The organism is Peribacillus sp. NPDC097284 (assembly GCF_044761765.1).
Classification (GTDB): domain Bacteria; phylum Bacillota; class Bacilli; order Bacillales; family DSM-1321; genus Peribacillus.
In genome coordinates, this window is the sequence record NZ_JBIWCZ010000001.1 from 302,561 (window position 1) to 328,244 (window position 25,684).

General features: G+C 43.8%; 27 protein-coding genes. 2 read left to right on the forward strand and 25 right to left on the reverse strand.

The window, feature by feature from the left end; genetic code table 11:
- Positions 1 to 222 precede the first annotated feature (222 nt).
- The 5 genes from ACIQXU_RS01610 to ACIQXU_RS01630 form a co-directional block, all read right to left on the reverse strand.
- The gene (locus ACIQXU_RS01610) at positions 223 to 489 is read right to left on the reverse strand and encodes a YrhC family protein (RefSeq protein ID WP_402986336.1); all 267 of its coding nucleotides are present in this window, start codon (positions 487 to 489) and stop codon (positions 223 to 225) included.
- Between the two features lie 108 nt (positions 490 to 597).
- Positions 598 to 1,734: a bifunctional cystathionine gamma-lyase/homocysteine desulfhydrase gene (locus tag ACIQXU_RS01615; RefSeq protein ID WP_402986339.1), complete on the reverse strand. Its 1,137-nt coding sequence runs from the start codon at positions 1,732 to 1,734 to the stop codon at positions 598 to 600.
- A 1-nt stretch (position 1,735) separates the two neighbouring features.
- Positions 1,736 to 2,659: a PLP-dependent cysteine synthase family protein gene (locus ACIQXU_RS01620; protein WP_402986342.1), complete on the reverse strand. Its 924-nt coding sequence runs from the start codon at positions 2,657 to 2,659 to the stop codon at positions 1,736 to 1,738.
- Between the two features lie 105 nt (positions 2,660 to 2,764).
- Positions 2,765 to 3,460 carry a 5'-methylthioadenosine/S-adenosylhomocysteine nucleosidase gene (gene mtnN, locus ACIQXU_RS01625; RefSeq protein ID WP_402869673.1) on the reverse strand — a complete coding sequence of 232 codons (696 nt, stop codon included), beginning with the start codon at positions 3,458 to 3,460 and terminating at the stop codon, positions 2,765 to 2,767.
- A 16-nt stretch (positions 3,461 to 3,476) separates the two neighbouring features.
- A complete protein-coding gene (locus tag ACIQXU_RS01630; protein ID WP_402958346.1) occupies positions 3,477 to 4,115 on the reverse strand; it encodes a class I SAM-dependent DNA methyltransferase in 639 nt (212 codons plus the stop codon).
- A 137-nt stretch (positions 4,116 to 4,252) separates the two neighbouring features.
- Here ACIQXU_RS01630 and ACIQXU_RS01635 point away from each other — a divergent pair, with 137 nt between their 5' ends.
- Complete coding sequence (locus tag ACIQXU_RS01635) at positions 4,253 to 4,465, forward strand: DUF2536 family protein (protein ID WP_402869677.1); 213 nt, start codon at positions 4,253 to 4,255, stop codon at positions 4,463 to 4,465.
- A gap of 40 nt (positions 4,466 to 4,505) precedes the next feature.
- Here ACIQXU_RS01635 and ACIQXU_RS01640 read toward each other — a convergent pair whose 3' ends face one another.
- The 8 genes from ACIQXU_RS01640 to mltG all read right to left on the reverse strand — a co-directional run bounded on the left by ACIQXU_RS01640 (position 4,506) and on the right by mltG (position 12,744).
- Entirely contained in the window at positions 4,506 to 5,147 is a 642-nt protein-coding gene (locus ACIQXU_RS01640) for a YrrS family protein (RefSeq protein ID WP_402986345.1), read from the reverse strand.
- A gap of 86 nt (positions 5,148 to 5,233) precedes the next feature.
- Positions 5,234 to 6,985 carry a peptidoglycan D,D-transpeptidase FtsI family protein gene (locus tag ACIQXU_RS01645; protein WP_402986348.1) on the reverse strand — a complete coding sequence of 584 codons (1,752 nt, stop codon included), beginning with the start codon at positions 6,983 to 6,985 and terminating at the stop codon, positions 5,234 to 5,236.
- Positions 6,986 to 7,077: 92 nt separating this feature from the next.
- Positions 7,078 to 7,554 carry a transcription elongation factor GreA gene (gene greA, locus ACIQXU_RS01650; protein ID WP_402869683.1) on the reverse strand — a complete coding sequence of 159 codons (477 nt, stop codon included), beginning with the start codon at positions 7,552 to 7,554 and terminating at the stop codon, positions 7,078 to 7,080.
- Positions 7,555 to 7,832: 278 nt separating this feature from the next.
- Positions 7,833 to 8,471: a uridine kinase gene (udk, locus tag ACIQXU_RS01655; protein ID WP_402869685.1), complete on the reverse strand. Its 639-nt coding sequence runs from the start codon at positions 8,469 to 8,471 to the stop codon at positions 7,833 to 7,835.
- Position 8,472: 1 nt separating this feature from the next.
- On the reverse strand, positions 8,473 to 9,744 hold the full coding sequence (locus ACIQXU_RS01660) for a peptidase U32 family protein (RefSeq protein WP_402869687.1): 1,272 nt from the start codon (positions 9,742 to 9,744) through the stop codon (positions 8,473 to 8,475).
- Positions 9,745 to 9,768: 24 nt separating this feature from the next.
- A complete protein-coding gene (locus tag ACIQXU_RS01665) occupies positions 9,769 to 10,698 on the reverse strand; it encodes a peptidase U32 family protein (protein WP_402986351.1) in 930 nt (309 codons plus the stop codon).
- Positions 10,685 to 11,350 carry an O-methyltransferase gene (locus tag ACIQXU_RS01670; protein ID WP_402986354.1) on the reverse strand — a complete coding sequence of 222 codons (666 nt, stop codon included), beginning with the start codon at positions 11,348 to 11,350 and terminating at the stop codon, positions 10,685 to 10,687. Before ACIQXU_RS01670 ends, ACIQXU_RS01665 begins: the two co-directional genes overlap by 14 nt.
- 257 nt (positions 11,351 to 11,607) lie before the next feature.
- Complete coding sequence (mltG, locus tag ACIQXU_RS01675; RefSeq protein ID WP_402869693.1) at positions 11,608 to 12,744, reverse strand: endolytic transglycosylase MltG; 1,137 nt, start codon at positions 12,742 to 12,744, stop codon at positions 11,608 to 11,610.
- A gap of 327 nt (positions 12,745 to 13,071) precedes the next feature.
- Between mltG and ACIQXU_RS01680 the strand changes: the two genes are divergently transcribed.
- Complete coding sequence (locus ACIQXU_RS01680) at positions 13,072 to 13,227, forward strand: hypothetical protein (RefSeq protein WP_402869695.1); 156 nt, start codon at positions 13,072 to 13,074, stop codon at positions 13,225 to 13,227.
- Between the two features lie 59 nt (positions 13,228 to 13,286).
- Here ACIQXU_RS01680 and ACIQXU_RS01685 read toward each other — a convergent pair whose 3' ends face one another.
- From ACIQXU_RS01685 to mnmA, 12 genes are all read right to left on the reverse strand, one after another.
- Positions 13,287 to 13,583, reverse strand: coding sequence for a DUF1292 domain-containing protein (locus tag ACIQXU_RS01685; RefSeq protein ID WP_402869697.1), 297 nt, complete (start codon positions 13,581 to 13,583; stop codon positions 13,287 to 13,289).
- An 11-nt stretch (positions 13,584 to 13,594) separates the two neighbouring features.
- A complete protein-coding gene (gene ruvX / locus ACIQXU_RS01690) occupies positions 13,595 to 14,020 on the reverse strand; it encodes a Holliday junction resolvase RuvX (RefSeq protein WP_402869699.1) in 426 nt (141 codons plus the stop codon).
- Positions 14,020 to 14,289 (reverse strand): IreB family regulatory phosphoprotein, encoded by a 270-nt coding sequence (locus ACIQXU_RS01695; protein ID WP_402869701.1) that lies wholly within the window; start codon positions 14,287 to 14,289, stop codon positions 14,020 to 14,022. The genes ruvX and ACIQXU_RS01695 overlap by 1 nt, the downstream gene beginning before the upstream one ends.
- Positions 14,290 to 14,356: 67 nt before the next feature.
- Positions 14,357 to 16,993 carry an alanine--tRNA ligase gene (alaS, locus tag ACIQXU_RS01700; RefSeq protein ID WP_402986356.1) on the reverse strand — a complete coding sequence of 879 codons (2,637 nt, stop codon included), beginning with the start codon at positions 16,991 to 16,993 and terminating at the stop codon, positions 14,357 to 14,359.
- A gap of 308 nt (positions 16,994 to 17,301) precedes the next feature.
- Positions 17,302 to 18,378, reverse strand: coding sequence for an AI-2E family transporter (locus ACIQXU_RS01705; protein ID WP_402958331.1), 1,077 nt, complete (start codon positions 18,376 to 18,378; stop codon positions 17,302 to 17,304).
- Positions 18,379 to 18,593: 215 nt separating this feature from the next.
- Complete coding sequence (locus tag ACIQXU_RS01710) at positions 18,594 to 18,812, reverse strand: hypothetical protein (protein WP_402869707.1); 219 nt, start codon at positions 18,810 to 18,812, stop codon at positions 18,594 to 18,596.
- The gene (locus ACIQXU_RS01715) at positions 18,802 to 19,263 is read right to left on the reverse strand and encodes a PRC-barrel domain-containing protein (protein WP_402986358.1); all 462 of its coding nucleotides are present in this window, start codon (positions 19,261 to 19,263) and stop codon (positions 18,802 to 18,804) included. The genes ACIQXU_RS01710 and ACIQXU_RS01715 overlap by 11 nt, the downstream gene beginning before the upstream one ends.
- Before the next feature lie 587 nt (positions 19,264 to 19,850).
- Positions 19,851 to 20,618 (reverse strand): TPM domain-containing protein, encoded by a 768-nt coding sequence (locus ACIQXU_RS01720; protein WP_402986360.1) that lies wholly within the window; start codon positions 20,616 to 20,618, stop codon positions 19,851 to 19,853.
- Positions 20,618 to 21,184 carry a LemA family protein gene (locus tag ACIQXU_RS01725; protein ID WP_402986363.1) on the reverse strand — a complete coding sequence of 189 codons (567 nt, stop codon included), beginning with the start codon at positions 21,182 to 21,184 and terminating at the stop codon, positions 20,618 to 20,620. Before ACIQXU_RS01725 ends, ACIQXU_RS01720 begins: the two co-directional genes overlap by 1 nt.
- A 111-nt stretch (positions 21,185 to 21,295) precedes the next feature.
- Positions 21,296 to 23,722, reverse strand: a complete 2,427-nt coding sequence (gene recD2 / locus ACIQXU_RS01730; protein WP_402986366.1) for an SF1B family DNA helicase RecD2 — start codon at positions 23,720 to 23,722, stop codon at positions 21,296 to 21,298.
- A 39-nt stretch (positions 23,723 to 23,761) separates the two neighbouring features.
- Positions 23,762 to 24,427 (reverse strand): tetratricopeptide repeat protein, encoded by a 666-nt coding sequence (locus tag ACIQXU_RS01735; protein ID WP_402986368.1) that lies wholly within the window; start codon positions 24,425 to 24,427, stop codon positions 23,762 to 23,764.
- A gap of 140 nt (positions 24,428 to 24,567) precedes the next feature.
- Positions 24,568 to 25,683, reverse strand: coding sequence for a tRNA 2-thiouridine(34) synthase MnmA (gene mnmA / locus ACIQXU_RS01740; protein ID WP_402986370.1), 1,116 nt, complete (start codon positions 25,681 to 25,683; stop codon positions 24,568 to 24,570).
- Between the last annotated feature and the right edge of the window lies 1 nt (position 25,684).

The following is a 25,684-nucleotide window of genomic DNA, read 5'->3' on the forward strand; positions in this document are numbered from 1 at the left end:
GTTTGTTGGCAAGATCCAGCTAATCAGCTTAATGTTGATTTCAAGTAAATATGTTCTCATCTTCTTCGACCTCCTTTGGAATATTATTTGGTAAGTATATCCAATAAATAACGTTTTGTAAATAGACTTTTTGTAATTTTTAGAAATTTTTTCTGTTCCAGAATATAAGGTAATAAAAAAAGCCTGATTCCCCAGTTACACTAGGAGAATCAGGCTTGATTGCTATTGTTGTAAAAAATCTTGGTCATCCCTTTCGTCCAAGATTTTTTTATATTTTTTGGATATAAGGAAAAAGAGGATGGACAAACCGAGGAAGAGTACAGTCGCTCCCATATAGACATTGGTGGAAAGGTCCGTTTTTCCGGTTGTAGGCAGTATCGTTCCTAAATAAAAGAACGCTCCTACACATAATAAGGTGATCGCAAATTGTTTAAAATCCGCCATTTTGGAACGTAGAGCAGACGCCGTTTGATTTTTACGGTTTTTCATCCCATTCACCCCTTCTTTCTTCTAGTAAACAATCTATATCTCATTCTACCATATTAATTCCAAATGGTTGGGTGTAAATAATGGCAGGAAGCTGTGTGGATGATGGTTCTATCCTTCTAACGCCTGTTCTAGATCTTCCAAGAGGTCTTCCACATCTTCCAGCCCTAAGGATATTCGGATTAGTCCATCCGTGATGCCTAAGTTTGCGCGTCGTTCGGCTGGAATCGAGGCATGAGTCATCAAGGCCGGAACCGATATAAGGCTCTCCACAGCCCCAAGGCTTTCAGCAAGGGTGAAGTATTTCACTTTTTGAAGCACCCGTTCTGCCTTCTCACCACTGCCGACATCGAATGAGACCATGCCACCAAAACCCCGGGATTGCTTTTTGGCAATTTCATGGTTGGGATGATTGACGAGGCCTGGATAATACACTTTTGAAATTGATTCATGCCCGGTTAGGAAACGGACAATTGCCGAGGTGTTCCTTTCGTGTTCTTCCATTCGAATGCCGAGTGTTTTCATTCCGCGCATCAACAACCAGGAATCTTGAGGCCCCAGCACGCCTCCTGTGGAGTTCTGGACAAAGTGAAGGTCTTCCCCTAATTTTTCGTCATTCACGACGGCAAGACCAGCCACAACGTCACTGTGGCCCCCAAGATACTTCGTTGCACTATGGAGAACGATATCTGCCCCGAGCGTAAGCGGATTTTGCCAATATGGAGTACTGAACGTATTATCCACAATGGTTAGCAGGCTGTGTGCCTTCGCTATTTTAGCTATTTCTTCAAGATCGGTGATTTTCAATAAAGGATTGGTCGGGGATTCAATGAACAGCGCTTTTGTATTCTGCTTAATCCCTTTTTCTATAGAGTCTATATCACTCGTATCGATAAAGGTGGCCTCCAGCCCAAAACGGTTCAGGATTTTTGTCATCACCCGAAAAGAGCCTCCATAAACGTCATCAGTCAGCAAGACATGATCCCCTTGATTAAAGAGCATCATCACAGCCGTCATTGCCGCCATTCCGGAACCAAAGGCAAATCCCCGTTTCCCCCCTTCAAGCTCCTTGATCAATTCCTCGAGAGCATGGCGGGTCGGATTGCCGGTACGGGAGTACTCATAGCCCCTGTGCTTTCCAGGCCCATCCTGTTTGTATGTGCTTACCTGATAGATTGGCACCGATACGGCCCCTGTTTTTTGATCGCCAAAAATGCCTCCATGAATCAATTGCGTCTTCTTCCTCACTTCATAGGCCTCCCCGATAAATATTTTTGCTTAAATAACGCTCGCTGGAATCCGGAAAAACGACGACGATATTTGTACCTGCCCGGGCCTTTTCCGCTTCCATCAAGGCCGCGGCAAACGCAGCACCAGAGGAACTCCCGACGAGCAGTCCTTCTTTCAAGGCTAATTCTTTCACCTTGGCAAAGGCCTCTTGATCGCTTATCGTATGAATCTGATTAAAATACGCCTCATCCATGTAAGCGGGTAAAAACTCCATGCCGATTCCTTCCGTTTTATGGGGTCCCGTTTTCCCGCCGTTTAAGATGGATCCCTCCGGTTCGACGATGACGGTTTTGACTGCAGGGTTTTGTTCTTTTAAATATCGGGATGTCCCCATGAAGGTTCCTCCAGTTCCCGCACCGGCAACAAATACATCGATCCTGCCATTGAGCTGCTCCCAAATTTCCGGACCAAGTGTTTTATAATATGTCTCCGGATTCGAGGGATTGGCAAACTGTTGAGGACAGTATGCATCAGGAATTTCGGCAAGAAGTTCCTTTGATTTGGCAATGGCTCCTTTCATGCCGTCTTCAGTGGGGGTTTGCACAACTTTTGCCCCAAGAGCACGCATCAGCTCCTGCTTCTCGCTACTGAATTGCTCCGGTACACAAAAAACCACATCGACACCCTGGTTAATCGCTGCCAAGGCTAAACCTATCCCTGTATTTCCAGCGGTCGGTTCGATAATGGTCCCACCTCTTTTTAATGCTCCCGTGGCAAACGCTTGCTTCAAAAGTTCTTGGCCAAGGCGATCCTTCACGCTTCCCCCAGGATTGAGGAATTCCAATTTGGCATAAATCCGGACATCATTCGGAATCGTGAAAGAAGTGATTTCCATCATGGGCGTCTTGCCAATCAAATCATGTATGTTGTGAATGACCTTCATAGTGGACATCCTCTCTAAGTTTTCTTAGAAGCTTAGTTGGTTTAAAGGTGGAGATAAAGAATAATCAGCGGAATGGCTTCCGCTGATCACTAGCTGTTTTGTGGCTTATTTCATTTTTTCAACCATTTTCAGAATCAGTTCTGCTGAATGAAGCGCCGCCGTTTCCAGGAATTGATCAAAGGAAACATTGGACTCCTTGCCAGCGATATCCGAAAGCGAGCGAATAATAACAAACGGTGTCTGGAATTGATGTGCAACCTGAGCGATTGCTGCCGCTTCCATTTCTACCGCATATAAATTAGAGAATTTACCTCTGACGAATTCGACACGAACCGGATCATTCATGAACGAATCACCCGTCACGATCAATCCTTTTGCCACTTGGATATCTTTAATTTCTTTAGCCGCTTCTTCTGCTATTGTGAATAGCTTTTCATCCGGGATGAAAGCAGCAGGCAGCTGTGGCACTTGACCATATTCATAGCCAAAAATCGTTACATCCACATCATGATGGCGCACTTCAGTTGAAATGACGACATCGCCGACATTCAAATCAGGGTGATATCCACCTGCAGATCCCGTATTAATGACTGCATCCGGTTTGAACTTTTCCAAAAGGATTGCGGTCGACATGGCCGCATTCACTTTTCCGATTCCTGATTTAAGCAAAATGACATCGATTCCATTCAATGACCCTGTATTGAATTCCGAACCGGCAATCGTCACCTGTTCCAGCCCTTCCAATTTATCGCGTAAAATCGTAACTTCTTCTTCCATTGCTCCGATTATGGCTACCTTCATTAGTAAAAACCTCTTCCTATATTTTTTCCGCCTCCATAATCCAAACAAATGAGTTGCAACGCTCAAAATTCACAGTGAACCCATGTTTTACAAGCACTTTTTCCAAAAAAGGAATCGTCGTGTAATATTCTGTTTGCAAATCCTTCGCCAAATTATGAAAGCCTGCATCCTCTGCATCCCGAATCGCTTGATCATGCGCTTCTTTTGATTGATACATGGTATCCGCAAACACTATTCTACCACCAGCATTCAGTAACTTTCCATAGTTGGCAATGGCTTTTTCTTTTTCTTCATCCGTTAAATGGTGAAAAGCATACGTACTAACGATTGAATCGACCTGTTTCGGCATCGGAAAGTCGATGAAATCACCATCCACGATTTCCGTTTTATCCTGTAACTTTCTGATTGCTATTTCTCTCATGGCTGGAGATGGTTCGATCCCAGATACCGTGAGACCGGCTTTTATCATCCGTTCCGTCAAGTTCCCCGTTCCCACCCCAAACTCCAATACATGACCATGGGACCGGCTCGCGACACTATCCAATATTTTGTCATAGTGCTTAAAAACCTCTTGATATTCAATATCCTGTCCCTTGACGGATTCATCATACGATTTAGACCATTCATCAAATAGTTCCAAAAACTCTCTGCCCATATTAATCACCTTTTTATGAGAAATAATCATACCTATGAACAGAATATGAGAGTAAACAAAAACGGTTCGCATTTTTTAGGCAGTTTCACCAGATTTGATGGTACACTAACACTATCAAAACCTTGGAGGAATATAGTATGGATTTTCAACTTGATTTAAATTTATTCGAAGATAAAATTGAATTTTTCGAAGCGGAAAGCATCAAGAGCCTAGAAGAAAAAGTCCAATCCCAAATTGAGATCAACAAAGCGATCTTGCTACAGGTGCACTCCGTATCACACCAAATGTATGTCAGTGAAGAAGGACGCCGCTTCTATAGCGCCGTCGTCCATTTTAAAGCGAAAAAATGAAAAAAATCCCGGAAAGCCATCGCTTTTCGGGATTTTCATGTTACTTTTTATCATTCACTTTCAATTCTTCGACTTTGACTGGTCTCCATCCAGATCCGTCCACCCACTCGATATGTACACGATATGTTTGTGATTCGTTTCCATCTGAAACAGTGCCGATGGCCGTACTCGGAGATCCACCGTTTTGTAACCACCATAACTTCATGCTGCCTTCGTCCACACCAGCTCCAAGGGCAATCGCCTTACGCATTTCATTCCAGTCAACCGAATCCTTTTCGAAGCTTGTCGTATGTTCACCCGATTGCTCTGTACCAACCGGTTTCCAGCCCTCACTCGTATAAGCCTTCTCGACATTGCCATCTCCGCTTGCCTCCACTTCTACAAGCTCAGCATCCTTGTCCTTTTCTTCCTCAGTCGTATCTGTCGCTTCTGAATCTTCCTCAGCTGTTTTTTCTTCCTCGACTCCTGGTGCATCTTCTTTTTTCTCTGTTTTCTCAGCTTTCTTCTGTTGTTTTTCAGTGGTTTGTTTCGGCTCGGTTGTCGCTTTTTCTGTGGAATCGTCATCACTAAGGAAAATCGTGGCTGCCACAATGACAATGAGAATGGATACGATGGTAATCGCGATATTATAAATTTTATTTAATTTTCGTTTTTGATCTCTCTGATTGAATCTAGAACTCAAGGTCCATTCCTCCCTACCTTTACTTTCAGCCTCATTCTATCATGATTCAGCTGGAGATAGAAGGGGAAGGTTTCCTACACTTTTCGTCAATTCTCGCGTATATTCTGGTCCTTGCTATATAGAACATTTACAATATCTGAAAATAGAGGCGTCATGCTGGAACTACTTTCATTTGTTTCAAAATTCACCGTAACCAGTGCATATTTGGGATTTTCATACGGAAAATAACCAGCAAACCATTTATTGAGCTCCCCTTTCTCAATGTTAGTCTGTGCAGTCCCCGATTTCCCTGCGACCTCAACAGGAAGGTTCTTTAGAGAAGCACCGGTCCCTTTCACTTCCGTTACCACCTTTCGTAAAAGATGTTGCAATTTCATCGCCGTATAAGGCTTCACTGTATCTCCCGCCATCGTTTGTGTAGGAAAGTCGACTACTGTCGTGCCGTTGTCGAATTCTACCTTCGAAACAGCTTTGACCTGTTCTTTCTTCCCCCCTCTTGCAATGGTCGCCATCATATTGGCAATGGCAAGTGGTGTGGTTTGGACATCCTGTTGACCAATGGATGTCTTGGCAATCATTTTCGGATCCTTTTTCAATTGTTCATCATGCCATACCTTTCCTTTTTGTTCATGATACAACTGGGTGACGGCCGTATGATAAACATCCCCCTGCCATCCGGATTGACCAACCAACCCCAACATTTCAGCATATTTATCCAAAAAGTCCGGATCCTTTACGGCAATTTCCTTCGATAATTCGGCAAATGTCCTGTTACAGCTCTGGGCAAAGCTATTCTCAAAATTCAGCCTGCCTAGCTCCCTCTGTTTATCGGCTTCCCCTTCAATCGTTTTATCACAGTCAAACGTTCTAGTCGGGCTCGCAGCCTCGTAATCAATGACAGCTGCTGCCGTTACCGTTTTAAAAACGGATCCAGGCGTTTTTTGAGTGAGCATCGTATTGATGGCACCTTCGCCATTGGGGTCCTTTTTATTAAGGGCGGGGCGGGATACCATGGCCACGATTTCACTTTTTTCAATATCAATCAGCACTAGTCCACCTTTTTTAATCCCGCGCTCATCCACGAGTTTCTCGGCTTCTTCTTGAATGTTCTTATCGATGGTCGTGATCACTTTGACGGGATAAAGAGGGTTGGCTGGTTCCACGTATTTTACGTCCACGCCAAACATCGGACCCCCACTGGCATCGACATGAAATACAAGCTTTGATTCCCCATCGGAAAGCAAGAACTCGTCAAATGTCCTTTGCAAACCCGTATTGCCAATTTTCGTATCTGCAGAAAGCTGGATATCCGGGTAACGCTTTTTCTTTTCGGCATCCGATATATTCGTTGTACCAATCAATTGTGCAGCGGGTACTTGATCATGATATAGCTTTTCGTTCACCGCAAATACGCCAGGGATTTTCAATTCATTGATAGCCTTGGACTGATCCAAGGTTAGCTCGATCGGGTCATCCCCACCAAAAACAAAGGGATCTTTCGCTTCTGCGATCGACTGTCTCAGTTCCCATTCCGTCCTGCCGATTATGGAGGCGACTTGATCTATAGGCCAGTTCATCTTATTTAAAAACGGAAACAAAACAAGTGTCGGGATTTCTTCATGGGCAAGTGGAATGCCATTTCGGTCGTAAAACTTCCCCCGTCCGTCGTCAATCTTTAAAATTTGCGAGCGTTGGTTTACACTTGCTTCTATTAAATTCACATCATGCTTGGAAAAGGATTCTGTAGACACTAGTTGGATATAAGCTATTCGGCCAATGAGCATCAGCATGAACATAGCCAAGACAACTGCAAGTATCCTCATTCGTTTCTTTTTCATATAGAAACACCTCGTTACCATTGTTGACGAGGTTCGGATTTTTAAACACTAAAAAGAGGATGCCCTCATGGACATCCTCCTGGAAAACGCTATTAGCTAATAGAAACGATTTTGACGCTCATTTCGCCGCCTGGCGTTAGGATTGATACTTTGTCGCCAACCTTTTTCCCAATCAAGCTTTTGGCAATGGGAGAATCATTCGAGATCTTGCCTTCGAATGGATCTGCTTCAACGCTACCCACGATGGAATACGTTTCTTCATCACCATTTGGAAGTTCTATGAATGTTACAGACTTACCAAGAGTTACTGTATCTGTATTCAAATCATTGTCTTCAATGATTTTAGCATTACGAATCATGTTTTCGATGGTAGTGATACGACCTTCAACAAATGCTTGCTCTTCTTTTGCAGAATCATACTCAGAGTTCTCTGAAAGATCGCCAAAACTACGGGCGATTTTGATTCTTTCCACCACTTCTTTACGTTTAACCGACTTTAAATGTTCTAGTTCCTGTTCTAACTTCGCTTTACCTTCGTTAGTCATTGGATATACTTTTTCAATTGCCAAAACCCTTCACTCCTTCAAATTCTTCACAGCTGACATCCCGCCGTGACCAGTTTATGTACTCTATAAGTGCTTACCCGAAAAAAAATATATATAATCACATGCCACTACGGAACAACCGTCCCTTAGTATATAAACCGACTGCATTAAGCAGCCGGTTCGTTCTGTATCAAGAATAGATTATTGTGTTTTCCAACATTTGTCCAGTCTTTCCCTATAAATAATTGGGATTTTTATATATATGAGGTAAAATGGCACCTATCATTATTTATGCTATGTTATTACAAAAAAGACTTTTGTTCAAGGATTGTTTGTATTTTTGTTACCATGAGGTCAATTGCCACATGGTTTTGCCCACCTTCAGGAATGATGATATCGGCATATCGTTTCGTCGGTTCGATGAACTGATTATGCATCGGGCGAACGACGCTGATATATTGATCGATGACAGAATCCAAGGAACGGCCACGCTCTTTAATATCACGAGTCATACGTCGAAGGATTCGCAAATCTGCATCTGTATCCACATAGAGCTTCATATCCATCAAGTCTCTTAGGCGTTGGTCTTCCAATACCAAGATTCCTTCAAGAATGATGACGTCTTGTGGTTCAACCGTTATGATTTCATCTGACCGCGTATGATTCGCGTAATCATAAACCGGTTTCTGAATCGTTTCATATTTCAATAATGCATTGATGTGTTCAATCAATAAGTCATTATCGAATGCAAACGGATGATCATAATTCGTTTTCAAGCGTTCCTCAAACGGCAAGTGGCTTTGATCTTTATAATAATAATCTTGTTCGAGCATCAAGATGGAATGTCCATTGAAGAATTCAAAAATTGAGCGTGTTACACTTGTTTTACCTGATCCCGACCCACCGGTAACTCCGATGACTACTGGTTTTTTCCTTGTCATGTTAATTCTCCTTACGCATCATATTGTTCACATATACCGGCTTATCTACTTGAATGCGGACAATTTGAAGCGGATGACGTGCTGCGTCCAACTCTTTACCCATTTCATCCCAGATAATGCCGATTTTTTGAGTAAAGTTCTCAATCTCGGGTCCGAAGAATTCCACTTCATCACCAGGCTTGAAGAAGTTACGCTGCTGTAAGGTAGCAATTTGAGTTTCCTCATTATAATCAAGTACCAATCCAGCGAAGTCAAAGCGAGTCTTTACGGTATGATTCCCGAACATTTGTTGTTTATACCCAGGGATTTCCCCCTCCATGAACGATGAAGCCGTCTCACGATTTGCACATTTATCAAGCTCTTCCAACCATTCAGGTTGAATCTCGTAATGATCCGGATCTGCGCAATACGCATCAATCACTTTACGGTAGACACTGATTACCGTTGCGATGTAGTGAATGGATTTCATCCGGCCTTCGACTTTTAAACTATCAATCCCAATTTCAATCATGCCTGGCAAGGATTCGATCAACTTCAAATCTTTCGGACTCATCGCGAATGGTGCATCTTCTTTATCGAATAACGCTTTCTCCCCATCCTGATTCAATTCGTACAAGTCATAATCCCAACGGCAAGACTGACAGCATCCTCCCCGGTTGGAGTCACGTGCCGTCATATGGTTGGAAAGTGTGCAACGGCCTGAATAGGCAATACACATTGCCCCATGTATGAAGGTTTCAATTTCGATGTCGACTTTTTCTTTCATTTCACGGATTTCATCAGCACTCGTCTCACGAGCTAGCACGACACGCTCCAGACCTTCTTCTTTCCAATACTGGACAGCCTTCCAGTTCGTAAGCGATTGTTGCGTGCTCAGATGAATTTCTACTTCCGGAGCCACACGCTTACACGTTTCGATGATCAATGGATCTGCCACGATAATTCCATGAATCCCCGTATCACGAAGGCCTTCCATATATTCTTCAAGACCATCGATATTTTCATTATGGGCATAGATATTCGTAGTCACATATATTTTCGCACCATACTTTTTAGCGAACTCGACGCCTTCCTTCATTTCTTCAAACGTGAAGTTTCCGGCATTCGAACGGAGACCATATTCCTGTCCACCAATGAATACGGCATCTGCGCCATAATGGACAGCGATTTTTAGTTTTTCCAGATTACCAGCAGGAGCCAGCAATTCAGGTTTTTTTACAATGACTCTCTTTCCATCAACTATCTTGGAAATTTTATCAGCAATAGCATTCAAGGCTATTCCTCCTCTTTCCCTTACTTAATAAACCGATTCTTTAAAGAAGAATCCGGTATCTAACTCACGGTTATCAGGTTGAATCGCTTGGATTTTTTCGAACAATTCCATTTTGACATCCTCATAGCGATCTGGATCATCCGCACATAAATCTATCGCCTCACGGTATAATCTTGTGACGGCCACAATGTATTCGGGCGTTTTCAGGACCCCATCGATTTTCAGGGAATCCATTTCCGCTTCCATCAATTCCTGAAGTTCATCAATCATGCACATATCATTCGGACTCATGATATGTGTACCGTTTTCATCTTCATATATCGGGTATTTATTTTCACGTTCCGTATCATGCAGGAACATATTCTTTTGTTCTGTTCGGTTTCCGACTTCCAACGCCTTGCCTTGGTATTCGAAATAGTTGCCAAGTAGCGTACGCTTCGACTGGAACATACATGTCATGCCGTGAACTTGAACTTCAATTTCAACTTCGGCATGCTCCTTCATTTCGATGATTTCGTCCAAGCTGATTTCACGGGCTGCAACGGCCCGCACCGCTCCGCGTTTCCCCCAGTAATTACAAGTGTACCAGTTGGTAACCGTCATCTCTGCGTTCCAATGTAATGGCATATCAGGGGCAACAGCCCTTACAGCCATCAGGACTGCGGGGTCACCGTAGATAATCCGGTCAGCTCCTGCTTCTTGTAGGAAAGCTATATAGTCTTCAAGCTCGTCCACTTTATCATTATGAAAGATTGCATTCATGGACACGTATACTTTTTTACCTGCAGTATGCGCCATTTCAATTGCCTTCTTAACGTCCACACGAGTGAACTCTCCCGCTAAACGAAGCGCATAACGCTGCTCACCGATTACAAATGCATCAGCACCCGCTTCGATCAGTTCAGCTAGATGTGCGATATTTATCGGAGTCACCAGTAATTCAGGCTTTTTCATGTTTGTCACCTCTATGTTTACTAATAGCTACACCATCACCAATCGGTAAAATCACGGTATCGTAATGAGGATGGTCATGCAGCCAGATATTAAAGTCTTTTATTTTTCTAATAAGCGCTCGCTTACGTCTCGTCATTTCCATCTCTTCGATGTTTTCAGCAACCAAGCCTTTAAATAATACATTATCAGTAATGATTATGCCAGCTTCATTCAGGAAAGGTTCGAACAGCTCAAAGAAACGCTTGTACTGTCCTTTCGCTGCATCCACAAAGATGATGTCGAACGGGCCATGATCCTTCACGTGAAGCCCTGCTTCTAGTGCATCGCCTTCTATGAGTGTGATTCGCTCCGAAAGACCAGACTTGGCTATGTTCGCCTTCGCCTGTTCAATACGCGCTTCATTCCGTTCCAGCGTGACAATACGCACATCCGGTAAGGTTTCTGCCATTCTAATCGCCGAATATCCGATTGCTGCGCCCACTTCCAATATGGCCTTCGGTTGGTGAAGCCTCAAAATCTGTAGCAGCACCTCTATTCCTTCAGGCTCCATGATCGGTACATTATGTTCCCTTGCAAAATCCTCTAGCTCCTTAATCAATCCGGTACGTTCCGGAAGTAAGTCGTGAAGATATTGGTCTATTTTTCCGTTCAAGACATTTCCTCCAATGATAAAAAAAACGAAAGCGTCTTGGCCGGCTCTCAATGAAATTCCGCATCATATACAAAACGAACTAGAACCAGCATCACTTGACTATCTACGTTTCCTTATCTTTTCAAAATAAAACCCGGCAAAAGCCGAGTTACAGTCATCAATAAAATCGGATCTGAAATTTTTACGTTTACTATTCTATCATAAAAACAAGGGGAAAGTAATATCCCTCTCCCCTTAGTCCCTATTGCCCTTGCCATTTATTTATTGGTAATATGCTGTGCCTTTTTATTATTGTGCTCTTCCAGTGTTTTGGAATATAGAACTTCTCCTTCAGGTGTAGCCAAGAAATAAAGGTAATCGGTCTTCTTAGGCTTTAAGACCGCTTCAATCGAGGACTTTCCGGCGTTAGCGATCGGACCTGGAGTCAGGCCTTTGTTTTTGTACGTATTATATGGTGATTTCACCTCAAGGTCTTTGTATAGGACCCTGTCTTTGTGTGAGCCTTTTGCATACAAAACGGTAGGATCCGTTTGTAATGGCATATCTTCCTTGAGTCGATTATAAAAGACCGAAGCTATGGTTTTGCGATCGACCTGAGCTGTTGCTTCTTCTTCAACGAGTGAGGCAAACGTCAGTAACTGGTGGGCCGTATACTCTTTTTTCTCCATCAGTGATTCGAATGGCTGAAGGGTTTCCTCCGTTTTCTGGAGCATCTCCACTACCATGGATTCAATAGATGGTTTTTCTTCATAAAAGTCATAGGTTGCCGGATACAGGTACCCTTCAAGTGGATATACGACATTTTCATTATCGATTTCCGATGTCAGAAGCTCAGGGAATCTCGTTTGCATGGATTTTACGAATTCCTCATTATTCAATTTCTTAAATATCTCTTTAGAGTCTTGATCTGTCTTCACAGCGATAATATCGGCTATTTGGACTAGCTGCTTGCCTTCCGGAATCGTTATCCTAAGGACGGCCTCTTTCATCAGTTTCCCGGTTTTGATGCTCGTCACAATATCCTTGATTGGCATCGATGGAGAGAGCTTATACTCTCCTGCCTGAAAGCCGGATTCATTTCGGAACTTAATATAATATTTGAAAACACGCGCGTCTTTGATGATTTCCTGCTCTTCAAGCAAAATCGAAATATCACTAATGGATGAACCAATCGGTATTTTCACCGTCTTGATCGTATCATCCTCTGGATCAAAGGGCTTCATCGCCGAGTTAATATAGAAGAATCCCACAAGGACGACTATCCCTACAATTAAAATAAGTGCAGCAATCGTAATCATGATAATTTTACGGACAAGCTTGGCCTCCCCTTGTTGTTCTAGCATTTTCATTCGAATATGTTGTTTTTTAGATAGTTTTTGATCCTTTTCATCCATTTCCATTCCCCCTGCAAACTGCACACCCACTACAGATTGTTTCTAGAAGATGCTTTCTCTAAGAATAACTTTGCTTCGAATATTATACTAAAACCTACAAATAAATACATGTTTTTTGTATAACTACCTTCGTTCCTACTCTATTTATGGCAAAAGAAGGCTAGTTTTGTCAATAGAAGGTGGTTATTTTATAGGAATAAAGTGATAGGTTCCCGTCTATATAAATACAATGAATTTTCCGAACTTCGTTGTATCAGTTCCTTTAATTCATACAACTATTTGGATATTCATGATAAAATCCTTTTAGTGTGGAAGGGTGTGAAAAAAATGGATAATTCCTATGTCATGGGGTGGGGCACATTAGCATTAATCAATGCCGGAATTGCCCAGGGTAAAAACAGAACGGGTTTAAATTGGTTTCTATTATCATTAGTTTTAGGTCCAGTCGCTACTTTTATTCTCTTGTTTGTGGAGAAAAGATAAGGGAATGGGGACATACTAAAAAAAACTGGCCTTGGGATACAAGGCCAGTTTTTGAGAAATTATCTTCCTTCTTCTTCTGCTTCTTCATTATCAAGGAATGTATTCAACATTTCCTCGACTAGATCCCACTCTTCTTCAGTTTCGATTGGAGCAAGCTCACCATCTTTGCTGTCTTCACTTGGTGTGAATGATGAAGCGTGGATTTCAATTTCTTCCTCGTCATCTTCAGCAGACATTGGGTAATAAAGTACGTAAGATTTGTTGAATTTCTCAGAGTCAAATGTGAATAAGATCTCACAAAGCTGTTCGTTACCATTCTCATCTACTACTGTAATATTGTTTTCACCGTGTTCCATTTATCTTCACCTCATATTGAATTTGTTTGTCTGTCCAAGAACCCTTGTAGAATCATGACAGCTGCCATTTTATCAATGACTTTCTTGCGTTTACTTCGGCTCACGTCCGCCTCGAGAAGGACACGTTCAGCTGCCATCGTTGTCAACCGTTCGTCCCAGAGAAACACTGGCAGCTTGAATTTCCATTCTAAGCGCTTGGCGAATTCTTGACTGATTTCGCCGCGCGGGCCAATGGTTCCGTTCATGTTTTTCGGGAGACCAATGACAATCTTAGAAACTTCGTATTCTTGTATGATTTCCTTGAGACGTTTTAAGCCGAATTCGTTTCCAGCTTCGTTAATTTTGATTGTTTCCAATCCTTGTGCAGTCCAACCCATCGCGTCACTCACGGCGACACCGATGGTTTTTGAACCTAAATCAAGACCCATTGTGCGCATTAGTATTCCTCTCGATGGTTCTTAAGATACGATTTGACCAATTCTTCAATGATTTCATCGCGTTCCAGCTTGCGGATTAAGTTGCGAGCATCCATATGGCGCGGGATATAGGCCGGGTCACCTGATAATAAATAACCGACAATCTGGTTAATCGGATTATACCCTTTTTCCTGGAGAGCCACATACACTTTTGACAAGACTTGCTGAACATCTCTTTCGAATGGTTCTTCAGGGAAATTGAACTTCATCGTTTTATCAAAGGAACTCATTATCATACACCTCTCCTCAGCGTCTTAGAATTCCATCATTACCTCATTGTACAACACTTTTCACTGATTATGAAATCGTTAGGACCCATTCTTCAACAAAATTAAGTGCCGCATCCAATTTTTCTGGGTCTTTCCCACCTGCTTGTGCCATATCTGGGCGTCCACCGCCTCCGCCACCGCAACGTGTAGCGACTTCTTTAATCAATTTACCTGCATGGAAACCGCGATCGATGTAATCTTTCGTAACGCCGGCTATTAAGTTGACTTTATCTCCTTGAGCCGATCCCAACACGATAATGACTGAATCAAGTTTTTGTTTTAACTCATCTGCCATCGCACGTAAATTATTCATGTCAGTAGCTTGGACTTTGGCCACAAGGACTTTCACGCCATTGATTTCTTTTACGTTCGAAACAAGGCTTCCCGCTTCGATATTGCTTAATTTAGCAGCAAGGCTGTCGTTCTCACGTTGAAGTTCTTTAGCATCCGCCAAAATGGTTTCGATTCTTGCAGGAACATCTTTCATATTCGTTTTCAATTTAGACGCTGCATCCTTCAATACATGAATCTGTTCAGCCATCAAGTTGTAGGCTCCCGCTCCTGTAACGGCTTCAATCCGGCGTGTACCTGCCCCGATGCCACTTTCAGAAACAATTTTGAATAAGCCGATCACTGCTGTATTCGGTACATGGACACCACCACATAGCTCAAGGCTATAGTCGCCTATTTGAACGACACGGACAATCTTGCCATATTTCTCACCGAATAGGGCCATCGCACCCATCGCTTTTGCTTCTTCGATATTTTTATATTCCGTATTCACTTGTAAGCTTTGCCAAATTTTTTCGTTTACAATCGTTTCGATTTGTTCAATTTCTTCTGCCGTAATCTGACCGAAGTGTGAGAAGTCAAAACGAAGGCGTTCCGCTTGTACAAGCGAGCCGGCTTGATTGACATGCGTTCCTAAGACATCCTTCAAAGCTTGGTGTAGAAGATGTGTAGCCGTGTGGTTTTTCGTAATCTGGATGCGGTTTTCTTGATTGACCGCTGCCATGACTGTTGCATCAGTTGTTAATGTACCCGCAGTAACCGTGACACGGTGTAGGTTTTGGCCATTCGGTGCTTTTTGCACATCAAGGACATCCACTTTCACCAATTCACTCACAAGCGTTCCTTTATCGGCAATCTGCCCGCCACTTTCCGCATAGAATGGCGTTTTATCCAGGATTACCTGTACATCTTCGCCTTCATGTGCTTCCGTCGTAAGCTCACCATTTTTCACGATGGCTACGATTTTCGCTTCAATTGAAGCTTGATCATATCCGACAAATTCACTTTCGACTTTAATCTCACCTAATATTCCACCTTGGATTTGCATGGAGTCTACATCTTGACGAGCAGAGCGTGCACGTTCGCGTTGTGCTTCCATCTCTTTTGTGAAGCCATCTTGGTCAACTGTCATGCCTTCTTCTTCCGCATATTCCTCCGTCAATTCAATCGGGAAGCCGTATGTATCATACAAACGGAATGCATCGCTACCAGGAATGACCGTGTTGCCTTTTTCTTTTTCCTTCTTGATGACTTCAGAAAGGATTGCAAGACCATCATGAAGCGTTTCATGGAAACGTTCTTCTTCATTTTTGACCACTTTCGCAATGAAGTCCTTCTTGTCGAGAACTTCTGGGTAGAAATCCTTCATGATTTCGCCCACCACTGTCACAAGTTCAAACATGAATGGACGGTTGATGTTGATTTGCTTAGCATAACGAACCGCTCTGCGCAGTAAACGGCGTAATACATAGCCTCTTCCTTCATTGGATGGAAGTGCCCCATCCCCAACAGCGAATGCCACGGTCCGGATATGGTCGGCGATGACTTTGAATGCCACATCTTTCTCGGGATCGACACCATATTTCACATCGGCGATTTCTTCTACCGCATGAATGATCGGCGTGAAGAGGTCCGTATCATAGTTGGTTGCTACATTCTGCACGACAGAAGCCATACGCTCAAGCCCCATGCCTGTATCTATATTTTTCTTTGGAAGCGGTGTGTAAGAACCGTCCGGATTATGGTTGAATTGAGAGAACACAAGGTTCCAGACTTCTAGATGACGTTCATTTTCGCCACCTGGGAATAATTCTGGGTCATTCGGGTCATCTCCATATTCAGGTCCACGATCATAAAAAATCTCCGTATTCGGGCCACTCGGACCTTCACCGATATCCCAGAAGTTTTCTTCCAGACGAATGATTCGTTCAGCAGGAATGCCGATTTTCTTGTTCCAAATCTCGAATGCTTCTTCATCTTCCGGATGGATGGTTACGGCTAACTTTTCTTTGTCGAAACCAATCCACTTTTCGTCGGTCAGGAATTCCCAAGCCCATGTGATCGCTTCTTCTTTAAAGTACTCACCAATGGAGAAGTTACCAAGCATTTCAAAGAATGTATGATGACGTGCTGTTTTCCCCACGTTCTCGATATCATTTGTACGGATTGCTTTTTGAGCATTCGTAATTCTTGGATTCTCAGGAATCACCCGTCCGTCAAAATATTTTTTCAATGTGGCTACCCCGGAATTGATCCATAGCAATGATGGATCTTCATGCGGAACCAATGACGCGCTTGGTTCGATATTATGACCTTTTTCACTAAAGAAATCTAAATACATTTGGCGGATTTGAGCACCAGTTAAATACTTCATCTATATATCCTCCTCTAAAAAATATGTAATTTTGCGCACGACAAAAACTCCCATCCCAAAAACAGGGACGAGAGTCAACTCGCGGTACCACCCTGATTATGGACACATAAAACACCTTGTCCATCACCTTCATAAATGCCTTAACGCGGCAAGACGGCAGGTATTAACTGCTCTCCGGACTAGCTTTCTGCTGCTCTTCACCTCGCCATCCCTTTCAGCCTAAGGGGATGCCTCTCTTTTAGATGGTCTTCAGCATACTTCGTCCTTCAACGAATTATCTTATGTATTGGATTATATTCACAAGAGTTTTATTTGTCAACAAGCGGCGGCCTCTTTCTGAAATGAACCCTGGCATGCTGCACGAAAACTTTCAAAATGGCCAAAATCGGGATCGCAAGCACCATTCCAATAATTCCGCCTACCTCACCACCAGCCAGGAGGGCAAACATGATGAAAAGTGGGTGCATATGAAGGCTTTTCCCGACAATGAGTGGCGACAAAATATTCCCTTCAAGAAATTGCAGGATGGCCACGATGACAACGACGATGATCACCATTTTGACAGAAATGGTAGCGGCTATGATGACCGCTGGAATGGCCCCGATGATAGGACCAAAATAAGGGATTACGTTCGTTATCCCGATGATTGCACCCAATAATAAAGGATATTCCATCCCGGTGATCCAAAAAAGCAAGGATGAAATCACGCCGATTGCAGCACATACGATAATCTGTCCCCGGATATATCCCCCAAGAGAAGCATCGACATCTTGGACAAAGGCACGGCCCTGCTTGCGCCACCTTTTCGGCGTCATGTACCAGGCCATCCTTTTCAAAGAAGCAAAATCTTTCAGGATATAAAAAGCGATGAATGGGATGATGCCAATTAAAAGGACAAAATCGAATAGTTTCAAGGCGAAGTCCATCAGCTTTTCCGGCATTTCACTTAACCAATTTTCAAAAAGGACAACGCCTTCCTCGAATCGTTCGTGGATCCCGAACGGCCAGTCTGCCGTTTGATGATTAAGCTTTTCCACCCTGCTCCGATATTGTTCAACCAGTTCCGGAACACTCTCCGAAAGTTCCCGTACTTGACTGGTCATCATGGGAATTCCCTTATATACCACAAATCCGATTCCTCCGAAAAAAACCAAATAAATAATCACAATCGATAGCCAACGGCGCAACCCTTTTTTGTTCAAAAATTCCACGACCGGATGCAGCAAGTAACTAATGAACGCTCCGATGAAAAATGGCAGTAGGACCGTTAAAACCACCGTAACGACGGGCCCCCACATAGGCTTCAGTTTCATAAAAATATAGATGATGAAAAATAAGAGCAACAAAAAGCCGAGCCGATAAAACCATTTCATGCGAATACTCACCTTACCCACCTCCCTAGCCCACTTATTATTCGAAGGGGAAGGGTTTTTCATACCCATATACTAGAAAAGCGATGCAATCAATGTGATTACATCGCTTTTTAAATGGGGTTAGAGCATCGATTTTATTTTCTTTCGAATTCTCTTCATTTTTTTGTTTATCGTTTTAGAATTCATCATGTTCATGAATCGTCTAGCCATAACATGCACCTCTTCCGTTAATTACATTTGAAGCGGCGGTCATTTTCCTCGAACAAATCATCCAAAGAACTTAAGCTTCCATCTTCTTCGACCTGATGCGTGTTGATCAAACCTTCAGAAATGGTCATTTCTATAAAACAATTCCAACAATAAAATTGGTTTACGCCAATTTTCCCGACATCCTTACTGCGACAATTCGGACATTGTATTTCCAAAATGGACACCTCACTGTTCATAAACTGAAACAATGATGGCATCCTTCCCTAAAGTAGGTGGTTGTTTTGACTCAATCACTGTCGATTCCGAGAAAAAACCATCCGTTGTTTCATACGCTATAATCGTGCCCATTTTTTCCAGAAAATATACGTCCTGCAGTAAGCCTAGCTCGTCGCCCATTTCTGAAAGAAGCATTCGACCCACTACCTCATCCTTTGAAAACCAGATGGAATCGTCCATCATTTTCTTTGGTGTCATATCCTGTTGCAGGACGACCCCATCGGGACCAAAGGAAAAGACATCTTCCAGTGCCAGAAGAAGATCCTTCTTGAATAATGCTTGCCGATGGATGACCAGACCGTTCACCAGCCCAGCATCTGATAGTGATAAATCGTGAACCATCCCGATTTTCTCACCCTGGGCAGTAAAGACCGGCAACCCCTTCAATACAGAAAACGTCCGCAAAGTCATCCCGCCCCTCCGAACATTTTTAGTATTTCTTCCTCCCCTCCATTAGATGTACTGAAAGGTTTTCCATTCCTTTTTTCAGCAAAAAAAAAAAACGGTTTCCCGATCTATACTTTTTTATGGCTTGTACAATGTGGACGTTGATTTCCACTCCAGGTACTCGCTTTCCGCGGGCGGTCCGCGAGCCTCCTCGGCTTTCGCCTGCGGGGTCTCCCGTAGACACGCTTTTCCCGCAGGAGTCTCGTACCTCCCGTCCCAATCAACTTTGTTTTAACTCATAGATAAAACCCTATTCCCCCTAAGTCATGATTGTTTTACAATAGAATTATAAAACTTGAGACGATGAGGATACTTTCTAAACACGAGTATATTCAGCGAGCTCGACTTGATATGATTACGGAAAAATCAACTGGTGGCATCGAACATTTGGTTCATAAAATGGAGGCTGCCCTGAATGTATAGAAGATGCCCAATTGGACATGGCAAGTTTAGGCAAAGATTCGAAAGGAATTTCAAAAGGGGAGCGGAACTTAATAATTCCACCCCCCTTTTGTCTACACTCTGAAGACCGGTTTCCCGGTCCTGCCTTTCTACCAACCCCTGCTGGAACCTCCGCCTCCCGAGCTTCCTCCGCCTCCGCCTCGAGGACCGCCACCGCCACGGCCGCCCCCTCCGCCTCCGCGACTGATGAACATCAAGAGGATATTGAGTAAGGTTTGAAGGAAAAATCCTTTGAAAAGTTTAGCATCCAAAAAGACCACAATAATCGCTACGATGATGATGAGGAAAATCTGAATGCCCGATAGCTGAGTGTTTTCTTCCGGTTGTACGGCATAATCTTGATAAAAGTCTTCCCCTAGATTGTACTCTTGTAAAACCTCATTATAGACGGCCTTATATGTTTCAGTCAGAGCAAGATTGTATTGATTCGCCTTCAAATGCGGAATGGCCACATTGTCCAATATCTGTCCTGATTGGATATCCGTAATGGCCCCTTCCAATCCGTACCCCACTTCGATCCGAATTTTCTTTTCCTCGACAGCGAGGACAATAAGGACTCCATTGTTCAATTCCGCATCGCCGAGTTTGAATGACCTTAAAGCTTCCACAGAATATTCTTCGATTTCGGAGCCTTCCATGGAATCGACGGTCAACACGGCAACCTGTGCTTTGCTGGCATCCTCCAACCTTTTTCCCAACTCAATTAACTCGGCTTTTTCCTGATCATTCAAGACGCCGGCAAAGTCCTGGACATAGATGTCACCAACTGGTTTTGGGATATTCGGTTCTGCTGAGACTACGTTTGCAAAGTTGAAAGTGAAAAGGAAAAGGAGCGCAAACACAGCAAGCTTTTTCATTACTTATCGCTCCCGAAATCAACCTTTGGTGTTTCTTTGTCTTGTTCACTCACTTCATAATACGGTCTCGCATCAAAGCCAAATGCACCTGCCATCATGTTCTTTGGAAAACGTTTAATTTCCTTGTTATACGAGGTGACCTGGTCGTTATAATCTTTTCTCGCCACAGTCAAGCGGTTCTCCGTTCCTTCCAAGCTATCCATAAGACTTTTGAAATTCTCATTGGCCTTAAGGTTTGGATACTTCTCCACTACCACCAAGAGGCGGCTCAATGCCCCGCTCAGTTCTTGATCAGCACCGATCGCATCCTCGGTGGTATTGGCACCGGCTAACTTCGCGCGGGCATCACTGACCGCTTTAATGGCCTCCGTTTCATGTGAGGCATAACCTTTTACCGTTTCCACAAGGTTCGGGATTAAATCCGCCCTTCGTTTTAATTGGTTATCCACCTGTGACCACTTATTGTCCACATCTTCACTGCTGCTGACGAGGCTGTTATAGGAAGTCGCGCCAAAAATGATAAGCAGGACCACGACAACTAGTCCGATTAACCAACCTTTTTTCATACTGTTTCCCCCTTATTTTGTTTCTAAGTATAATTACATTCTATATTTATTCCACTAAAACTATGAGTTATAAACTAAATCTAGACAAAAAGCCGAAGATTTAATCTTCGGCTACATAAAATCATATGGCGTAACATTGCCCATACCGATCATTGGATCTGCATGCAGGAGTACATCAAGATAGCTTTCCTCATGTTCCGGCACTCCTGCTTTTCCATCCAATCCTACAACTTCCTTAACAGAGAAATCCCCATCCAAGGTTTCCCGGAGCTTTTCAAGCAAGGTCGTTTTCCTGCGCATTTCATCGTTGCGCTCGATACCCAGGCGGAAAGCATCTTCTTCACCACACAGGATCAGGAAGCTTTTGCTTCGCGTTATGGCTGTATACAATAAGTTCCGGCGTAGCATCCGGTAGTAACTTTTCACGACAGGTAAAATCACGATCGGAAATTCGCTTCCCTGTGATTTATGGATGGAACAGCAATACGCGTGCGTAATCTGGTTCAGGTCCTGCTTCGTGTAGGTCACTTCAATGCCTTCAAACGAGATGATCACCTTATCTACATGATCCGTATTTTCCTTTGCGAACAGAATCGAGATGATTTCACCCATATCTCCATTGAAGACGCCCTCCTCCGGCTGATTCACCAGCTGGAGAACCTTGTCACCCGTCCGGTAGACGACATCACCGAATTTGATTTCGCGACGCTTTTCATCCTTATTGCTATTGAATACTTCTTGCAGCATCTTATTCAAAGCGTCAATTCCTGCAGGCCCCCGGTACATCGGCGCCAGCACCTGAATATCCTTGGCCGTGAAGCCCTTCGTCCTGGCATTCGCGACGACCTTCTCGATCACCTGAGCGATTTGTCCGGTCTGACAACGAATGAACGAGCGATCCGCCTGCTGCTTCGTCACATCGTCAGGAAGCCGGCCTTTTTTAATATCATGAGCGAGTTCAATGATCGATGAACCATCTGCCTGACGGTAAATATGTTCAAGACTGACAGTGGGCACACACTTTGACCCGAGCAGATCCTTGAGCACTTGACCTGGTCCCACCGATGGAAGCTGATCTTCATCGCCCACCAAAATCAGCTGGACATTTTCCGGCAACGCTTTAAATAACTTCTGAGCCAACCACGTATCCACCATGGACACTTCATCAATGATGACAATTCGTCCTTCGAGTGGATTATCTTCATCATGAGCAAAACCCTCGCTTCCGTTCCATCCAAGCAATCGGTGAATGGTCACCGCCGGAAGTCCAGTGGACTCTGCCATCCGTTTTGCCGCTCGACCTGTAGGAGCCGCTAGGACGAATGGAAAAGGATCTGCCCCTTCTTTTTTATAATCGTGGATGTCCATCGAAACCCCATGAAGTTCCGCATACAACTCGACGATTCCTTTAATGACAGTCGTCTTCCCCGTACCTGGACCACCCGTCAAAATCAACATCGGCGATTGGAGCGCCGTTTGGATCGCTTCTTTTTGTGCAGGAGCATAGGAAACATTGAGCCGTTCTTCCAGCTTTCCAAGCGCAAGTAGGAATTCCGATTCTGGAAACTGGTCTTCGTACTCCGTTTGGGCTAGCAAGCGCTTTATGTTCGCTACGATTCCCTTCTCCGAATAGTAGAGGGACGGCAAGTAAATACGTTGGTCTTCAACAATAATTTTGCCCAGCTCGGTCAATTCGATTATTTCCGAGGAAATATTCGTAAACTCTATTCGGTCCCGCTTATTTTCCTCTAGCAACCGTTTGACGGCTTCTAATAACCGCTCGGCCTCTATGTAGATGTTTCCATCCTGTAAGCATTGAGATTCAAGCGTATATAAGCAGGCAGCCTTGATGCGATCGGGATGGCTTCCTGAAATGCCTAGCTGATGGCCAAGCTCATCGGCACGTCCAAAACCAATCCCTTCTATATCCTCCACAAGCTTGTAGGGATTCCCTTGAAGCATTGTGACGGTATCCTGTTTATACGTTTGATAAATCTTCATCGATAACTGTGGACCAAAGCCATATTGATTCAGGGCAATCATCACCTGCTCGAGGCCCTGGTGCTCGACCAATGTATCGTAAAGACTTTTCGCCTTTTCACCTGTCAGCTTCGGAATATCATCAAGAATGGATGGCTGGGCCAGAATTTTGGAAATGGCATTCTCCCCCAGCTTTTCAACAATGCTCTCGGCAGTCTTTTTCCCGATGCCCTTGAATAGTTCACCGGATAAATAACTGACGACGCCTTCCTTGGATCGGGGAAGGTCTTTCCGGAATTGTTCCACATGGAATTGAAGGCCAAACCTGGGATGCTCCTTCAGGGCCCCATAGAATATATACACCTCGTCCTCATGCATCCTCGGAAAATACCCGGTAACGACCGCTTCCTTCTCATCATAATTCAAATTTGTTTCATCCAAACGGATTCTGACAACCGAATACATATTATCTTCGTTATGAAAAATCGTCACCAAATGACGGCCTTTCATAAACATCTTCTCTTCAGAAAACAAATCCATCGAATCCTGCTGAGCCAACGCTTCTCCCCACCCTTCCCATGCTTTTTTCCATTCTATTTATTCAGCAGCCATTTCTTCCATCAGCTTCTTACCATGGGCCGCTAGCATATGATCTGGCTGTGCTTCCAGTGCCTTTTCAAAATAACCGATGGCAGCCTTGGAATCTTCCTTATGCCCTGCATATGCCACACCTAGATTATAATAGGCATCTGCATGACCAGGATCTTGTTCCACCACGATATTCAACTGCTTGATTAACTCATCATATAATTCCGCATTGGCCAGGCAAAGCGCGAATTGGAATCTTGCATCCACATCCTCGGGACTCAATTCAACCGTTCTTTGCAGATAAGGCATCGCCAATTTTGGCTGGTCCAACGCCATCAATGTCAGTCCGAGCATAAAGTAAGCATCACTGTTATCAAGGCCCAAACGGATTGCCTTTTCAAACATATCCTTCGCTTCAACCAACTTAGAATCCACTTCGTAATATAAGTTCCCTAATGAATAATAAGCAGCCGCTGCATTTTCATCGAGTTCGATTGCCTTTTTATAGAACTTAACGGCTTTATCCGTCTCGTCAACCGCAGTCAGCACATTTCCAAAGTTTATGTAAGCAACTGGCTCAGTCGGGTTTTCCTCAATTGCCTCATTAAAAACCTTCGCCGCTTCCTCATATTTTCCTTGCTGCATAAACTCAATACCTTGTTGATTCTTATCCATCCTAATTCACGCTCCATTTTTTATTGAAAAGTATAGCATATGCTATCACATTTTTTATGTATATCATTGACGCCATTTCAGGTCTTTCTACAATGCAAACAAAATCCCCAACCGCAAATACAGCTGGGGACATGCTTATTTTACCCTACGTAGGTCAGTTTTTCACCTTTTTTAAACACTTCATCAATCGTACCGCCGCCTAGGCATACTTCACCGTCATAGAATACGACGGATTGCCCTGGCGTAATTGCCCGGACCGGCTCGTCAAATACGACTTCGACATCCCCGTTTTCCAGGACTTTCACCGAAACGCCGCTATCCACTTGGCGGTACCGGAATTTAGCCGTACACGTAAATTCAGTGGCTGGCATGTGTTCGGCAACCCAGCTCATCTTCACAGCTTTCAGTGAATCAGAGTAAAGCACATCATTGTTAAAGCCTTGGCACACATATAAAACATTGCGTTTCAAGTCTTTACCCGCTACGAACCAAGGCTCGCCGCTTCCACCAATACCAAGACCATGGCGCTGACCGATTGTATAATACATCAAGCCATCATGTGTACCCATGACCTTTCCGTCCATCGTGGTCATTTGACCAGGCTGTGCCGGTAGATATGTGCTCAAGAAGCCTTTAAAATCCCGTTCCCCGATAAAGCAAATACCGGTTGAGTCTTTCTTCGTTGCCGTCGCAAGACCCGCTTCCTTCGCAATTTCACGGACTTCCTTCTTATCGATATGTCCAAGAGGGAACATGACTTTTTCCAGCTGTGTTTGCGTTAACTGGTTCAAGAAGTATGTTTGGTCCTTATTATTATCCACGCCGCGAAGCATCTTGTACTCGCCATCTTGGTACTTGACCTGTGCATAGTGACCTGTGGCTACATAATCGGCACCCAGGCTCACCGCGTGCTCAAGAAAAGCCTTGAACTTGATTTCCTTATTGCACATCACGTCCGGATTCGGTGTCCGGCCCGCCTTGTACTCCTCCAAGAAGTATGTGAAAACCTTATCCCAATACTGCTTTTCAAAGTTGACCGCATAATAAGGAATACCGATTTGGTTACAAACCGCAATCACATCATTGTAATCTTCCGTTGCTGTACAGACCCCGTTTTCATCCGTATCATCCCAGTTTTTCATGAAAATCCCGACCACGTCATAGCCTTGATTTTTCAAAAGCAGGGCAGACACAGAAGAATCGACGCCCCCTGACATCCCAACGACGACGCGGGTGTCTTGTGGTGCTTTCTTCATT

Bases quoted from the DNA above. Each gene is read 5' to 3' on its own strand.
- ACIQXU_RS01610 (WP_402986336.1), bottom strand. From the start codon at position 489: ATGAAAAACCGTAAAAATCAAACGGCGTCTGCTCTACGTTCCAAAATG.
- ACIQXU_RS01620 (WP_402986342.1), bottom strand. From the start codon at position 2,659: ATGAAGGTCATTCACAACATACATGATTTGATTGGCAAGACGCCCATG.
- mtnN (WP_402869673.1), bottom strand. From the start codon at position 3,460: ATGAAGGTAGCCATAATCGGAGCAATGGAAGAAGAAGTTACGATTTTA.
- ACIQXU_RS01630 (WP_402958346.1), bottom strand. From the start codon at position 4,115: ATGGGCAGAGAGTTTTTGGAACTATTTGATGAATGGTCTAAATCGTAT.
- ACIQXU_RS01635 (WP_402869677.1), top strand. From the start codon at position 4,253: ATGGATTTTCAACTTGATTTAAATTTATTCGAAGATAAAATTGAATTT.
- ACIQXU_RS01645 (WP_402986348.1), bottom strand. From the start codon at position 6,985: ATGAAAAAGAAACGAATGAGGATACTTGCAGTTGTCTTGGCTATGTTC.
- udk (WP_402869685.1), bottom strand. From the start codon at position 8,471: ATGACAAGGAAAAAACCAGTAGTCATCGGAGTTACCGGTGGGTCGGGA.
- ACIQXU_RS01665 (WP_402986351.1), bottom strand. From the start codon at position 10,698: ATGAAAAAGCCTGAATTACTGGTGACTCCGATAAATATCGCACATCTA.
- mltG (WP_402869693.1), bottom strand. From the start codon at position 12,744: ATGGATGAAAAGGATCAAAAACTATCTAAAAAACAACATATTCGAATG.
- ACIQXU_RS01680 (WP_402869695.1), top strand. From the start codon at position 13,072: ATGGATAATTCCTATGTCATGGGGTGGGGCACATTAGCATTAATCAAT.
- ACIQXU_RS01685 (WP_402869697.1), bottom strand. From the start codon at position 13,583: ATGGAACACGGTGAAAACAATATTACAGTAGTAGATGAGAATGGTAAC.
- ruvX (WP_402869699.1), bottom strand. From the start codon at position 14,020: ATGCGCACAATGGGTCTTGATTTAGGTTCAAAAACCATCGGTGTCGCC.
- ACIQXU_RS01695 (WP_402869701.1), bottom strand. From the start codon at position 14,289: ATGAGTTCCTTTGATAAAACGATGAAGTTCAATTTCCCTGAAGAACCA.
- alaS (WP_402986356.1), bottom strand. From the start codon at position 16,993: ATGAAGTATTTAACTGGTGCTCAAATCCGCCAAATGTATTTAGATTTC.
- ACIQXU_RS01710 (WP_402869707.1), bottom strand. From the start codon at position 18,812: ATGAACAGTGAGGTGTCCATTTTGGAAATACAATGTCCGAATTGTCGC.
- ACIQXU_RS01715 (WP_402986358.1), bottom strand. From the start codon at position 19,263: ATGACTTTGCGGACGTTTTCTGTATTGAAGGGGTTGCCGGTCTTTACT.
- ACIQXU_RS01720 (WP_402986360.1), bottom strand. From the start codon at position 20,618: ATGAAAAAGCTTGCTGTGTTTGCGCTCCTTTTCCTTTTCACTTTCAAC.
- ACIQXU_RS01725 (WP_402986363.1), bottom strand. From the start codon at position 21,184: ATGAAAAAAGGTTGGTTAATCGGACTAGTTGTCGTGGTCCTGCTTATC.
- ACIQXU_RS01735 (WP_402986368.1), bottom strand. From the start codon at position 24,427: ATGGATAAGAATCAACAAGGTATTGAGTTTATGCAGCAAGGAAAATAT.
- mnmA (WP_402986370.1), bottom strand. From the start codon at position 25,683: ATGAAGAAAGCACCACAAGACACCCGCGTCGTCGTTGGGATGTCAGGG.